At 66.7% G+C, this 14,064-nt stretch carries 11 protein-coding genes; 5 read left to right on the top strand and 6 right to left on the bottom strand.

The window, feature by feature from the left end:
* Positions 1-1,002, top strand: a complete 1,002-nt coding sequence (locus MUN85_RS05160; protein ID WP_250505699.1) for a ketopantoate reductase family protein — start codon at positions 1-3, stop codon at positions 1,000-1,002.
* Entirely contained in the window at positions 984-1,319 is a 336-nt protein-coding gene (locus MUN85_RS05165; protein ID WP_250505700.1) for a hypothetical protein, read from the top strand. The genes MUN85_RS05160 and MUN85_RS05165 overlap by 19 nt, the downstream gene beginning before the upstream one ends.
* Here the strand turns inward: MUN85_RS05165 and MUN85_RS05170 are convergent.
* The 4 genes from MUN85_RS05170 to MUN85_RS05185 form a co-directional block, all read right to left on the bottom strand.
* On the bottom strand, positions 1,316-2,272 hold the full coding sequence (locus MUN85_RS05170) for a hypothetical protein (RefSeq protein ID WP_250505701.1): 957 nt from the start codon (positions 2,270-2,272) through the stop codon (positions 1,316-1,318). The genes MUN85_RS05165 and MUN85_RS05170 overlap by 4 nt on opposite strands.
* On the bottom strand, positions 2,269-3,495 hold the full coding sequence (locus MUN85_RS05175) for an alpha-amylase family glycosyl hydrolase (protein WP_250505702.1): 1,227 nt from the start codon (positions 3,493-3,495) through the stop codon (positions 2,269-2,271). Before MUN85_RS05175 ends, MUN85_RS05170 begins: the two co-directional genes overlap by 4 nt.
* On the bottom strand, positions 3,492-3,896 hold the full coding sequence (locus tag MUN85_RS05180; RefSeq protein ID WP_250505703.1) for a DUF3151 domain-containing protein: 405 nt from the start codon (positions 3,894-3,896) through the stop codon (positions 3,492-3,494). The genes MUN85_RS05175 and MUN85_RS05180 overlap by 4 nt, the downstream gene beginning before the upstream one ends.
* 68 nt (positions 3,897-3,964) lie before the next feature.
* Positions 3,965-4,396 carry an Hsp20/alpha crystallin family protein gene (locus tag MUN85_RS05185; protein ID WP_092562246.1) on the bottom strand — a complete coding sequence of 144 codons (432 nt, stop codon included), beginning with the start codon at positions 4,394-4,396 and terminating at the stop codon, positions 3,965-3,967.
* A 229-nt stretch (positions 4,397-4,625) separates the two neighbouring features.
* On the opposite strand from MUN85_RS05185, the gene manA reads away from it, so the two are divergent.
* Positions 4,626-5,828, top strand: a complete 1,203-nt coding sequence (gene manA / locus MUN85_RS05190) for a mannose-6-phosphate isomerase, class I (RefSeq protein ID WP_250505704.1) — start codon at positions 4,626-4,628, stop codon at positions 5,826-5,828.
* Here manA and MUN85_RS05195 read toward each other — a convergent pair.
* Positions 5,825-7,030, bottom strand: coding sequence for an MFS transporter (locus tag MUN85_RS05195; protein WP_250505705.1), 1,206 nt, complete (start codon positions 7,028-7,030; stop codon positions 5,825-5,827). The two genes, manA and MUN85_RS05195, sit on opposite strands and share 4 nt — an antisense overlap.
* A 105-nt stretch (positions 7,031-7,135) precedes the next feature.
* Between MUN85_RS05195 and MUN85_RS05200 the strand changes: the two genes are divergently transcribed.
* Together MUN85_RS05200 and MUN85_RS05205 are read left to right on the top strand one after the other, a co-directional pair.
* Positions 7,136-8,422 carry a DUF4921 family protein gene (locus tag MUN85_RS05200; protein ID WP_250505844.1) on the top strand — a complete coding sequence of 429 codons (1,287 nt, stop codon included), beginning with the start codon at positions 7,136-7,138 and terminating at the stop codon, positions 8,420-8,422.
* Positions 8,423-8,424: 2 nt separating this feature from the next.
* A complete protein-coding gene (locus tag MUN85_RS05205) occupies positions 8,425-9,495 on the top strand; it encodes an aldo/keto reductase (RefSeq protein ID WP_250505706.1) in 1,071 nt (356 codons plus the stop codon).
* A 48-nt stretch (positions 9,496-9,543) separates the two neighbouring features.
* Here the strand turns inward: MUN85_RS05205 and MUN85_RS05210 are convergent, their stop codons facing one another.
* A complete protein-coding gene (locus MUN85_RS05210) occupies positions 9,544-13,791 on the bottom strand; it encodes a vWA domain-containing protein (RefSeq protein ID WP_250505707.1) in 4,248 nt (1,415 codons plus the stop codon).
* Between the last annotated feature and the right edge of the window lie 273 nt (positions 13,792-14,064).

Here is a 14,064-nt window from a genome sequence, read left to right on the forward strand (position 1 = left end):
ATGAAATTCCTCATTATCGGATCCGGCGCGATGGGCCTGTACTTCGCGGCCCGCCTCACCCAGGCCGGCCACGACGTCACCGTCCTCGCCCGCCCCACCTCAAAAGAAGCAACCGCCGTGCGCTTCACCCGCGGCGAGAACACCGGCACCATCGCGCCCATCCCGATTGTCTCGAGCCCACCGCCCGGCGCGCCCGACTGCATCATCCTGGCCACCAAGGTCTGGCAGGCCCGCGAAGCCCTGCAGCGCATCGAGGGTCGCTACGATGCCCGCACGCCGATCCTCACCCTGCAAAACGGGATCGACGCCCCCATCATCGCGCGCGAGCTCTTCCCCGACGCGCCCATCCTCGCCGCCACCTGCGTCGTGCATGTCCAGCGCACCGCCCCCGGCGCGCTCACCCTCCTCGGGGCGGACGCCACCCTGCTCGTGGGGCTCTTCGATGCCATCGGCGACGCCGCCCCGATCGTCGCCGCGATCGACGAATCGGCGATCGCTGCCAGCCTCGCGCCCGACATCCACCTCGCGCTGTGGAAGAAGCTCGCCCTCATTGCCTCCTACGGCGGCATCGGGGCCGTTTCCGGGCTGCCCGTCGGCGTCACTCGCGACCACCCCGAAACGAGCCGGCTCGTGCGCGAGGCGATCACGGAGGCGGCCAACGTCGCGCGCGCCAGCGGCGTTAACTTCACCGACGCCGACGAGGAGGAGACATTCGCGATCTATGCCGAGTCCTTTGCGCCCGATGCGACGTCCTCGATGCAGCGCGATCTCGCGGCCGGTCGCCCGAGCGAGCTCGCCGCCCAAAACGGCGCGATCGTCTCGCGTGCCGCGACGCTCGGCGTGCCGGTGCCGATCCACTCCTTCATCTACCGCACCCAGCTGCCGCGCGAGCGCGAGGCCCGCCATCAGGGGGGGAAAAGGAGAAACCCATGGCAGGACGAGACTTTTCCGCCCATCTTCGCGGCAGCAGTGAGCCCTTTGGCATGTCGGTCCCGCTGGTGATCGACGGGGGCCTTGGCGCCGAGCTCACGGTCACGGCCGATTTTTCGACCAATGCCAAGGACGCCCCGAGCTTCACGTGCGCCTTCACCGGCGGCGCCGTCCAGCGCGAGGATCGCCCCCTCGCCGTCATCGGTGTAGCGCTCACCTCGGTGGGCACCCTGGAGTACGAGGATCCCGCGATGCTCGTCCCACTTGCCGCCTTCGACTCCGAGGACGCCGCGATCGAGCACGCCCATGCGGCCATCCGCGACCTCGACGAGGCGGCGATGCTTGGCCTGCTGCGCGAGGCCTACGGCTGGCTGTTTGCTGAACGCTAGAACTGCGGGATGACGGACAGGTAGATCGCGGGCCGACGCTCGCGCCAATTGCCCTGCCAGCCCGAGGCGCTGCGCACGAAGTCGGTGCGCTCCATCCGGATGGCGCGCACCTTCCGGTTATCGACCTCGAGGGTGGCCGGCAGCGGCCGCGAGGCCGCGACGTTACAGCTCGGCCCCGCATCGATCGGCTGCACGCCCGCAAGCGAGGTATCGCCCGCGAAGTCATCGCCGCGCGCCTCGGCGAGGAAGCGAGCGGCCGCGGCGATCTGCCGCACCCGCTCATGCTCGGGGATGTCCTGCGCCGTCACCATCGTCACGCCGGGCCGCGAGCCGCAAATCGTCACGAGGTGCCGATCGACCACGGCCCGCCCCTCCACGGTGTAGAGCGCCTGCAGCTCTGCCTGATCGATGCTCGCCACGTAGGGCGCGTCCGGGCTATCGGTCGGCGTAAAGGCGAGCCCGACGGCCTCGCTCGGATCCCCATAGGCGATGAGCTGGCAGGCGTCTGCCGGCAGCAATCGGATGCGAAACCCGACGTGCCGCCACACGCCGTAATAGCCCGAGCGGATGATCGGAATGAAGCGATCATCCGAGGGCGTCGTCGGTTCGAACCACGGGTTGCTGGGCGCATCGCAGCAGCGACCGGCCAAGCGCGGCCCCTCGCCCGCGGGCACCACATCGGGCACGTGCGAGAGCTGGCGGGTAACCACGGCGTTCGGGATGGAGCGCAACTGCAGGCGCAGGTCCCACGGGTCGTAGGAGTCGTTGAGGTCCGCCAGAACATCACGCGGGACGAGATCGAGCTCGCGCACGTTCGTGAGCTCCCCCGGCTCGACGTGGACCTCGCCCGCGAGGTCGGCGTAACTGCCGTCCGCGCGGCGAAAGAGGACGCGGTCGCGAAACGCGACGCCGCCCGCAAAGCCCGAGGCAAGAATGACCGGATGCTCCATCATGCCTGATCCGCCCAGTAGGCGATGTCATGCGCGCGAACGTCGCGGTCACCGACGCGCGCCTGCTCATCGCCGATGTTGAGCGCGAGGTAGACGGGCGCCGCCGCCTCCTCGCGTGGCGTGAGCCGCAGCGCGAGCAGCGTGTTGGTCAGCTCGATGACCTCCAGGTGGGCATCGTGCAGCCAGCGGTGGCGGCGCCGGAAGCCGAATAGCTCCTGGTAGCGCGCCCGCAGGCCGCGTCCCAGCTCGGATAGTTCCGCGGGCGAGGCCGGCAGCTGCGGCCGGATCTCCGCATCGCCCCCGAGCCGCTCGTACTTCGTGCCGGTAAAGCCGTCCTCATCGCCGTAGTAGATGCTCGGCGTTCCGGGCACGAGCGCGAGCAGCGCCACCGCGTGGACCAGATGCCGCCGGTCGGTAAGCCGCGACGCGATCCGTGTGACGTCGTGATTGGAGACGAACGTCTGCGGAATGAAGGTTTCAAGGAAGGACGCGTGCCGCGCCAGCGCATGATCAAGCTCGTAGAAATTGGCATCGTTCAGCGCCGACCACGTCGCCTTCCACAGCTCGTACTGCGTCACCGAGTCGAATCCCGAATCCGCGACGATCGCCGGATAGTCCCCGTGGATGACCTCGCCGAAGATATAAAGCTCCGGGAAACGTTCGCGCACCGGCGGCAGGATCGTCTGCCACGTGGCGGGGTTCATGGCGTAGGCGGCATCCATCCGCCAGCAATCCACCCCGCGCTCCGACCAGTACGTCAGCACCTCGGCAACGAGCGGGCTTGCGGCCGGATAATCCAGGTTGACCAGGCCCGAGTGCCCTTCAAAAAATGTCGTCGACGGGTCATCCAGGCGGTCCGCGACTAGGGCATGGCCGCGCCCGACGTGGTTGAACACCCCGTCGAGCCCAACCTTGATGCCCCGCTCGTGGCAGGCCGTGATGAGCTCGATGAGGTCCGCTTCATCACCGAGCCGCGGATCCACGCTGAAGTGATCGAGCGTGTCATAGCCGTGGGAATAGGAGGAAAAGATCGGCCCGAGCAGCAGCGCGTTGCACCCGATAGCGAGCAGGTGGTCGAGCCAGCCAATCAGATCCGGCAGCCGGTGGGCGATGCCGTCCGGCCCCGCGAGGGGGTCCTCGTCATCGCGGGTATCGGGCGCACCGAGCGCGCCGAGGGGAAAGACGTGCCAGAAGATGGCGTCTTTGACCCAGCCGGGCTCGCTCACTGCTCGCTCTTGGGCGCGATCGAGGGGTCAGCATCCGACAGGAATTCGACGATGCGCTCGGCCTCGTCGTCCTCCCCGATCGCTGCGGCGGCTTTACCGAGCGCCATGAGCGCGCGCAAGAAGCCCTGGTTGGGCAGGTGATCGAAGGGGATGGGGCCGGCGCCGCGCCATCCCGCGCGACGCAGCGCGTCCAGGCCGCGATGGTAGCCGGTACGTGCATAGGCGTAGGCGGCGACGTCGTCGCGCTCGGCGAGCGCCTGCTCCGACAGCAGCGCCCACGGCAGCGAGGAGGCCGGATACTGGCGGGCGACCTCGTGCGGGCTAGCGCCCTCCTCGATGAGGGGTGCCGCAGGATCTGCGGGAAGCAGCGTCGGTTCGGGGCGGAGCAGATTCTGTTTCATGGCCCCAGTGTCTCACTTTGGATAGACCTCGGGACGGGAACTGTGGAGAGTTCCCGTCCCGGGGCGCGTTATTCGGCGTCGTGCTCGATGGTCTGTCGGGAGCCGCCGTGCGAGACCTGAATCTTGCGCGGCTTGGCCTCCTCCGCCACCGGAATGGTGAGGGTCAAAACGCCATCGGCGTAGTCGGCCTCGATCTTGTCCGGAGCCACGCCCTGGCCGAGACCAATCTGGCGGGCGAAAGTCCCCGTCGGACGCTCGTGGGTGAGCCATTCCAGATCCTCGCCGGTCACCGAGCGTCGCTCGGCGCGGATCGTCAGGGTCCGATCCTCGACGTCGATATCGATCGAGGACGCGTCCACGCCCGGCAGATCAATCTGGGCGACGAACTTATCGCCGTCCCGGTACAGGTCGAGCGGCATGCCCGGAGAGACCGGGGCCTGTCGCACGGATGCGTTAAACAGTCGATCCATTTCGCGGAACGGATCATAGCGAGTTGCCATCGTCGAAACCTCCAAGTCAGTGCTGCCCGGCGTTCCGGGCCGATACCCCATTATTGGCACTCGAGGCCTGAGAGTGCCAGCCATGATCGCCCTGGGCGAAAAGTTGAGCCGACTTGGCTCAACCTGCAGACGCAGTGCCCTAAATTGCGGGAAATTCGGCCAGTCTCAAGCCGCAGCTGCGTTGCGAGCGCGTACACTGGTGAGACGCTCGTTGCCAATGGAGGTTTGCATGTATCGCATGAGTGGCGTTCGCCGCACGTATGACTGGGGGTCACGCGATGCCATCCCGTGGCTCATGGGGGAAGAGGTAACCGAGGATCCGGTCGCCGAACTGTGGTTTGGCGTGCATCCGACGGGTCCTGCTGGGCTACCCGATCATGACGAATTTGCCGACCTGCGGGCGCTGATCGAATCCGATCCGCTCGGCACCCTCGGCGAAGACGTGCGCACCCGCTTTGGCGATACCCTGCCGTTCCTCATGAAGCTCATCGCACCCGCGAAGCCGCTCTCGCTGCAGGTCCATCCCAGCGCCGAGCTCGCCGCCGAGGGCTATAAGAAGGAAGAAGCTGCGGGCATTCCGCTCGATGCCCCGACCCGCAACTACCGCGATCCCAACCACAAGCCCGAGATGGTCATTGCCCTGACCAGACTCGAGGCGATGTGCGGCTTCCGGGCTCCCAGGCGGGCAATCGAACTCCTGGAAGACCTCGATGCGCCGCTGGCCGAGCGCCTCATCAAGGTGCTGCGCAATGACCCGACTGCCGCCGGCATGAAGCGCGCGTTTGCGCTGCTCGTGTCCGGGCCGCGCCGGCCATCGCAAGAAGACGTCACGGCGGTTGCCGAGGCGTGCGCGAAGCGCCTTGCCGCCGCCGAATCCCCCTCACCGCGAGCCGACTCCATCGTCGGGCTGCTGCAGTCCGAACACCCGGGTGATCCCGGCGTGGTCGCGGCTCTGCTGCTCAACCCGGTGACGCTGCGCGGCGGCGAAACCCTCTTTGTTTCGACCGGCACCGTCCACGCCTACCTGTCCGGCCTCGCCGTGGAGGTCATGGCCTCCTCCGACAACGTGCTGCGCGCGGGACTGACCCACAAGCACGTCGACGTCGATGAGATGCTGCGCTGCGTCGACTTCGTCGCCGCGCCTCCCATCCGGCTCGCGCCCGAACTTTTTGGCAGCGCCACCGAAGTCTTCTACGCCCCGGTCGATGACTTCGAACTGAACGTCACGCGGCTGCGCGAAAGCCACGGCCGCCAGGTGGTGCGAGGCCAGGGTCCGCGCGTCATCCTGTGCGTCGACGGCAAGATCTCGGTCTGGAATGAAGCGGGCGAGATGCTGCGGCTGAAGTGCGGCCAGGCCGTCTTCGTCCCCGCGAGCGATGGCTGCATCGAAGCCAAGGGCTCGGGTACGCTCGTCCAGGCGGACGTGCCCTAGCGCCCGGTATCGCGCCCCACCGGCGCGGTCTCGCGTGCCGGCAGCCAGCCGATAGCCGCGGCAATCATCATGAGCCCGGACAGGGCGAACCCGAGCGAATAGCCGGCCGTATCGACGATGAGACCGACGAGTATCGGGCCGACGATCGCGCCAAAGTCCGAGAGCATCATGAAGGTCGCGATCACCTTGCCCGCAGCCCGTTCCGGCCCGACGATATCGGCGACGGTCGCCTGCTGCGCCGGGTTAAGGATGCCCGAGCCGAGCCCGGCCAGCGCGCACAGCGTGATGAGCAGCCAGATCGAATCAGCCAGCCCCAGCACGGCGGTCAGGCTTCCGGCCACGAGCAGCCCGACGATGATCGGACGACGCCGCCCGATGCGGTCCGTAATGCGCCCCGCAAACAGCAAAATCGAGGCATTGCCGACGGCAAAGGCCGTAAGGGCCGCGCCCGCGACCCACGTCTGCGTCGCGATTGTGGCGGCAAAGAGCGGCAGAATCGAAACCCGCACCCCGAAGTTCGTCCAGCCGTTAGCAAACGAGGAGCCGAGCGCCGAGCGGAACGCGGAGTCCCGCAGCGCCTCCGGCACGGTCATCACGGGCAACGCGGGCGTCGCGGGATCGCGCCGCAGACTCGCCCCCGAGAGGAAGACCCCGACGACGACGGCCGCGATAATGAGCGCGACGCCGTAGGCCACGAACGGCACCCAGATCGCGATCTCGGCGAGCAGGCCGCCAAGCAGCGGCCCGATCACGTTACCGATGAGGAACGCGCCGCCGTAATAGGAGGAGACGCGCCCGCGGATCTTTGGCGGCGCGAGCCGCACAATGAGGGAGGCCGCAGAGACCGTGAACATGACCGAGCCGATACCGCCAAGGCCCCGGTAGATGATGAGCTGCCAATAGGAGTTCGCCGTCGCCACCGCTAGCGTGGACAGCGCCACGATGAGCACGCCGCTGATATAGACCGGCCGCTCCCCCAGCTTGTCGATGAGCGCCCCACCCGCGGGTGCAAACAGCAGCCGGAAGACGGCAAAAATCGAGACGACGATCGTCGCCGCGGTCACGGAAACATCGAAGGACTCGGCGAATCGCGGCAGCACAGGAGCGATCAGTCCGTAGCCGACGGCGATCACGAAAGCCGCCACGACCATCACCCAGATTTCGGCGGGAACCCGCACCTGCGCTTCGGAAGAACTGGTCATAGCGGACCCATTGTCTCCCGCGCCACCGCGCCGAGCCAATCGGCCTACAGTAGAGGGGTGGAAACCTCAACGCTGAATCTGCCCGCGACCGCCCCGATCACCCGCATGGCCGATGGCACGATCAAGCAAATCAATCCGCTCTCCGGCACCGAGGTTTGGACGATCCCCGGCCGCGCCAACCGCCCGCTGCGGCCCGCCAACCCCGAGCCCGGGCCCGTCGATACCGCCCGCACCGGCCACCACTGCGCCTTCTGCTCCGGCCGCTACCTGGAAACCCCGCCGGAAAAAGCACGCATCATCACCGAGGACGGCGCCTGGCGCACCCTGCTGAACGTGCCCGCCTCTAAGCTTTTTGACACGACGGCCGAATTCCGCCGCATCCCGAACCTCTTTGAGATCCTCTCGCTGGAGTACTGGCAATCGAACTACGGCTACCAGATCCCCTCCCAGGTGATCGACCGGCGCGATGCCTACCTCGTCGAAGACGCCGGCTGGGAGCACGTGCTCGCGATCGTGCGCACCAAACTCCTCGCCTCCGGCCTCACCGCATCCGAGATCGACGCCCTCGATGAGCGCACCCTCATCTCCTTTGCCGACGCCTTCTTCGCCTCCGGCCACGACGTCATCGTCGCCCGCCGCCACTATGTCGACGACGCCCGCTCCACCGCCGATCTCGCCGCCTCCGGCTCCCTCAGCCCCGACGAGCACCACCAGTACATCGCCATGACAGTGGAAACGATGCGCGATCTGTACCGCAAATACCCGCAGGCCAAATACGTCGCGGCCTTCCAAAACTGGCTCAAGCCCGCCGGCGCCTCCTTCGACCACCTGCACAAGCAACTCGTGACGATCGACGAACGCGGCGTGCAGGCCGAACGCGAGATCGCCAAGGTCGCCCTCAGCCCCGATATCTACAATCGCCTCGCCCTGAACTACGCCATCGCCCACGGCCTCGTCATCGCCGAAAACGAGCACGCCATCGCCTTCGCCGGCTTCGGCCACCGCTTCCCGACGCTTGAGATCTACTCCAAGGCCGCCGCAAACTTCCCCTGGAAGCACCACCCCGACGCCGTACGCGGCATGTCCGATCTCATCCACGCCTGCCACGTCGCCACCGGCCCGGAGATCGCCACCAATGAGGAGTGGTACCACCGCCCGCCGGATACCGAAACCAAGATGCCCTGGCGCGTCATGCTCAAATGGCGCGTATCCACGCTCGCGGGTTTTGAAGGCGGCACGAAGATCAACGTCAACACGATCGACCCCTTTGCCCTGGCCGACCGCGCCCTCACCCAACTCACCGCCCACCGCGAGCGCCTCGCCCCCGGGATCGCACTCGGCGCCGAATGCGATGCCCGCCCCGGCAGCCTCGCCTACCAATCGGAGAAATAACGATGACCTATCCCGACGTCTACCGCGCCGCCGAGAACCGCCACGACCAGCTCCCCACCGCCCACTGCGGCGCGACGGGCCTCGTCCTGCCGCGCATCAGCCTCGGCCTATGGTGGAATTTCGGCGACGACCGCCCCCTTGCCACCCAGCGCGAGATCATCCGCCGCGCCTTCGATCTCGGCGTCTTCCATTTCGACCTCGCCAATAACTACGGCCCGCCCTTCGGCTCCGCCGAGAAGAACTTCGGGCGGATTTTCGCTGAGGACCTACGCCCCTACCGCGACGAGCTCATCATCTCCACCAAAGCCGGCTGGGACTTTTTCGCCGGCCCGCACGGCATCGGCGGCAGCGCGAAGTACCTCATGGGCTCGCTGGAAAACTCCCTGCGCTCGCTGCAACTCGACTACGTCGATATCTTCTACTCTCACCGGCCCGATCCCGACACGCCGCTCGAAGAAACCCTGCGCACCCTCGATCTCATCGTGCGTCAGGGCAAGGCGCGCTATGTCGGGATCTCCTCCTACAGCGCCGATCAAACCCTGCACGCCCGGGAGATCATGCGCGAGCTCGGCACCCCGCTCGCCATCCACCAACCCTCCTATTCGATGCTCAACCGCTGGGTGGAAGACGAGCCCTCGCTGCTCGCCGCCTGCGCGGCCGCCGGCATGGGCACGATCGTCTTCTCCCCGCTCGCCCAAGGACTATTGACGAACAAGTATCTCGTCGACGATCCCGCCAGCCAGCTCACCTCTTCACGCGCGGGTTCCTCGCTCACGGCCGACATGCTGAACGAGCACACCCTCACCCGCATCCGCCACCTGGATGCGATCGCCAAGGAACGCGGCCAGAGCCTCGCCCAGCTCGCGATCTCCTGGGTGCTGCGCGACCAGGGCGAGCAGACCGTCACCTCCGCGCTCATCGGCGCCTCGCGCACGAGCCAGCTCGAGGAGAACCTCGCGGCGGCATCCCGCACCGATTTCACCGACGACGAGCTCGACGCTATCGAGCACTACGCCGTGGATTCGGGCATTAACCTGTGGGCCGAGGCGACGAAGTCGACGGCCGGCTCCTAGCAGCGAAAACGGGCCCCGGGATTTCCCGGGGCCCGTTCGCGTTGACCGCTAGCTCGCGTAGCGGCGGCGGATCATCGCGGCGCCGACCCCAGCTAGGGCAAGCATCGCGAGGATCGGACCCGAGCTATCGCTGCCGGTGATCGGCAACTCGGGCTTGATCGGCGGCTTCGGCGGCACGGGCGCGTCCTTACAGACCTTCGCCTGCGCGCTATCCTTATCGCCAGTTTCCGCGATCCAGGCAGTGTTCGTCACCTCGATACACTCCCCAGCCTTGGGCTCCAGCGTCAGCGAGTAGGTGAAGACGGCAGCGCCATCAACGACCTCGTAGCCCTCGCCCGGCTGGATCTTCCCGTCGGCGTCGACGGTCACGACCCCGAGCGTATGCTCCTCGCCGGCAACCGTCTTATCGTCGATGATCGTCACCTTGTCCCCGACGAGGCTGCCGAGCTCGAAGTCGAGCTCCGCGTTCGCATCGATCGAGCCCGTCGTGCCCACCGCGTCCGTGTAGTGCACGCTCGCGGTGTTCATCGTGGCATCGCCGTCCGTGAAGGCGCACTCATAGCTGAGCGTGAGCGATGCCCCGGCCTCGAGCGTCAGCGGGAAGTCGACCGCCTCGCCCGCGCTGGTGCGCAGCTCGCACGTCGCCTCGCCATCGGGTACGTCCAGCACGTCGGTGATGGTGTACGTGCCAGCGGCGAAGTCCGTCGGGTTGGCAACGGTGATCTCGCCGCTCGCGACGTAGGCCGAATCGCTGTGGCCGGCCACGCGCGCGCTCACGGTGTAGTCGACGCGCCCGTCCTTGCCGGGTTTGCTCGCCTGCTTATCGATCGACCAGTCAAAGGTGCGCTCGAACGTGCCCGCGGCGGTCTTGTCCACCTCCAGCGGCGCCAGCTCGCACACCTCGGTCACGGCCTCATCGGCGACGCGACCCTCGGCATCGTCCACGCCCCACACCTTGTTGGTGTAGCTCGTGCACTGCCCGGCCTCACCCGCAAGCTTAAGCTCGTAGGCGAAGACGGCCTTACCGTCGATCACCTCGTAGCCCTCGCCCGCCTGCACGGCGCCATCCTCATCGATCGTCACGACGCCAAGCTCGACCGGATTGTCCGGATCGGTCTTGTCATCGGTCACGGTCAGGTTGGCGTTGACGACGTTGCGCAGCAGCCATTCGGAGACCTCGGCGGTCGCGCTGACGTGGGAATCGCCCCAGCTCAGCGTCGCCGTGTTGGTCCCGACGTCGGTCGTCTCAACGTCGCAGCGGTACAGGAAGGTCGTCGTCTCGGTGATATCCATCGGGAATTCCACCTCGACGCCGCCCTGCGTCATGATCGTGCACGACTGCGCTGCGGGCAGCTCATCGCGCAGGGTCGCACTCGGCAGGGTCACGCCCTCGGGCACCGTCACCGTGATCGCACCGCCGACGAACTGCGGCGTATCGACCGGATCGCTCGCCCATGCGTGTACCCAGTATTCGACGTTCGCCTGCTCGCCGGCGGAGACCACCTGCGAGTCGGGATCGACGGACTTATCGACGTGCCACGTGAATGCGCGATCGACGTTGCCGTAGGCGTTCTTTTCGATCGCCGGGGCGCACACGTCAACGCTCGCGGAGGCGGACTTATCCAGCACCGATGCGGTGTTCGGGTAGGTCACGCACTCGCCCGGCGTCGGCTTCATCGAGACGTTGTAGGTAAAGACCGCCGCATTATCGACGACCTCAACATCAATGCCCTCGATCGCGGTTGCCGAGGTGATGACGCCGGCATCATCGACGCTCACCCAGCCCACCTCGACGCGGCCCAGATCGTTAAAGTTGTCGTAGACGGTGACCTGCTGGTTCGCGATCGAACCCGGCTCGCCGACGGCAACATCCGCGCGCGCGGTTGCCGAGGTATGCGGCGTGGGAATCCGCAGCCCATCGACGATGCCGTGATCCCACGTCAGCAGCGCGGTGTTAACGCCACCGCTGACCGCAGTGAAGTCGCCCTCGCACACGTAGGGAACCGTGATGGTGGCGCCCGCCGCGACCTCTTCAGGTGCGACGAGTTCGCACGCCAGCCCGGCCTCCGACAAACCCGTCACGACGTCGGTGAGCCCCGTGACCGGGACCGCCCACGCGTTCGGGTTCTTGATCGTGATCTCACCGGTGACGGTGCTCGCGGTATCGATCGGCGCCGACGGCGTCACTCTCAGCGTGTAGTTGGGCGTTGCGGACTCGTCATCGCCGAGCAGGAAGTCCGCCCGATCAACGCTCTTCGTCAGATCCCAATCGAACGCCCGATCGTAGGCGACGGCGGCCGTCTTCGTGATCGCCAGATCCGATCCGACGCAGAGCTTGACGTTCGCATCGGCGGACTTCTCGAGCCCGTCCGTGCTCACGAGGCTGGCCGTGTTGGTGTAGGTCTCACACTCACCCGGCGTGCCATCAAGCGTCTTGGTGTAGCCGAAGGTGTGGACCTTGCCCTGCTCCGACCACGTCAGCTCGACGGCGTCACCGAACTCGGCGAACGTATCGCTCACGGTGACGCTCTTGTGTTTCGAGCTGGCTTCCACGAAGCCGGTCTCGGCGCTCGCGCTCGCCGTGTAGCTCGCGTCGGCCGCCCGCTGTGGGTAGTCCTCCTGGGACCAGGCCACGCTCGCCGTGTTCGTCACGGTCTCAGCCGGCTCGTCCGCGAAGGAGCACGTGTAGGCGTAGCTCGCCGAGCCCGCCGGCACGCTCACCTGCAGCCCATCGGTCGCCGGATCAACGTCCGCGACGTCCGGGAAGGTGCACGTCGCGCCCGCAAGCGTATCGCTCAGCGTCGCCACGATGGGCTCGTCGTTCGGGTTCGAAACGGTGACGTTGCCCGCGACGACATAGTTGCTCGTGGTGCGCGCACCCTCGGTGACGATCACCTCGTAGGACGCCTCGTGCTGCGTGCCTTCGGCAATGCCGACGAGCGAGCGATCCACGCCCTTGGTGATGTCCCAGTCGTAGACGGCGTCATAGCGCCCCTCGGCGGTCTTGGTCACCGCGAGCGGCTCATAGTACTTCTGCTCGAGGTTTTGCACGACGCAGGAGACGACCTGCTCGAAGCCGACGGGAACGACGAAGCCGTTCTCGCCCACATTGGTCACGGCAACGGGCGCGCCGCCCACCGTACAGACGGCATTCTTGCCGTCCTGCGGGAACAGCTGGAAGTTGTCCTGCAGCCGCTCGCTGACGGTGACGTCGCGGCTCTCGCCCGGCTGCATCTCAGCGAGCTTGAAGCTCACGGCGCCATCGGCATTGGTCGTGGCACTCCCCGGCGAGAGACCCTCGCCCGCCGCATCGAACGTCCAACCTTCGCCAACGCCAATGACGTTGCCAGCCTCGTCGACGATCTGCTTGACGATATTGACCGTGCCGCCACACGTCTTCAGCGCAATCTCCTTCAGCGCCGCGGCCAGCTGGTCGTAGTTACCAATGGCGTAGTAATCGGTCCCAGCGCGTGGGCCCGACACCGCGGCAATGTTGGCGTAGTTGATGCCGCTGCCCACGGCCAGCCCCATGACGAAGGTGCCCGCGTTCTTCAGCGCATTGGCGGCGTGCACCGCGCTGTCGAGATCGATCTGGTCGAAGCGCGAGCCATAGTCCGGGTTGCCAGGCGTGCCCGGCGTGCCATAGGCCGTCGGATTGCCGTCGGTCACGAAGATGACGAGGTCGTAGCCCGCGCCTATCTGACGCAGCCCCGCGTCCCAGTTCGTACCGCCGCGGTTACTCGGCGGGGTTTGCAGCCCGTCGATCTTGGCCTTCACCGCATTCGCGCCACCCGCCGTCGCGATCGACGTCGCAGGCAGGTTGGAATTGCCCGTCGCCGGCGCAAACGAGGCAAAGCTATAGACTCCGACGCTCGACGGCGTGCCGGCAAGCGTATCCACGAACTGTTTGCCCGCGGCTTTGGACTGCTGCACGTCGCTCGCGCTGAGCGAGTTCGACAGGTCGAATACGAGCGCGATCTTCAAGCCACATTGCCCCGGCAGCTCCGGGTTCGGAACCGTCGACACAGTGGGCGCGCGCATCGCCGAGCGTGTCTGCGGGCCATCGATCGGCCCCGTGGACTCGGGCTCCGCGCTCGGCGCAGGTTTCTCCACCGACGCGGGCTTCTCGGCCGGCGCGGGCTTCTCGGCCGGCGCGGGCTTCTCGGCCGGCGCAGGCTTCTCGACCGGCGCAGGCTTCTCGACCGGCGCCTCCGGACTCTCCTCGACGGCCTCCGGCGGTGCGACGCTCTGCTCTACTGCAGGTGTCGCCTCCCCTTCGGCAAACGATGGTGGCACTGCAAAGCCACCGAACAACAGCGCTATTCCCGCTGTGATAGATAGGGCTCTCCGGCGCCGATAGGCGCGGGAGCCTGATTGATGTTTCGCCACTGACTCTCCCGAAAATCACGAAGGCGGTCAGGCCTCCCTTGGCGCTGCACTGGCAGGCAGCGATGCCTCCACGGTGGAGGCATACACTCCTAACTATAGTGACATCAACGTCAACTAAAGCATATAAGCTACAGTGGTCTATTTGACATGCAGGGTCGACACAATTCGCCCCTAAAAATC

The organism is Bowdeniella massiliensis (genome assembly GCF_023634005.1).
Classification (GTDB): domain Bacteria; phylum Actinomycetota; class Actinomycetes; order Actinomycetales; family Actinomycetaceae; genus Bowdeniella; species Bowdeniella massiliensis.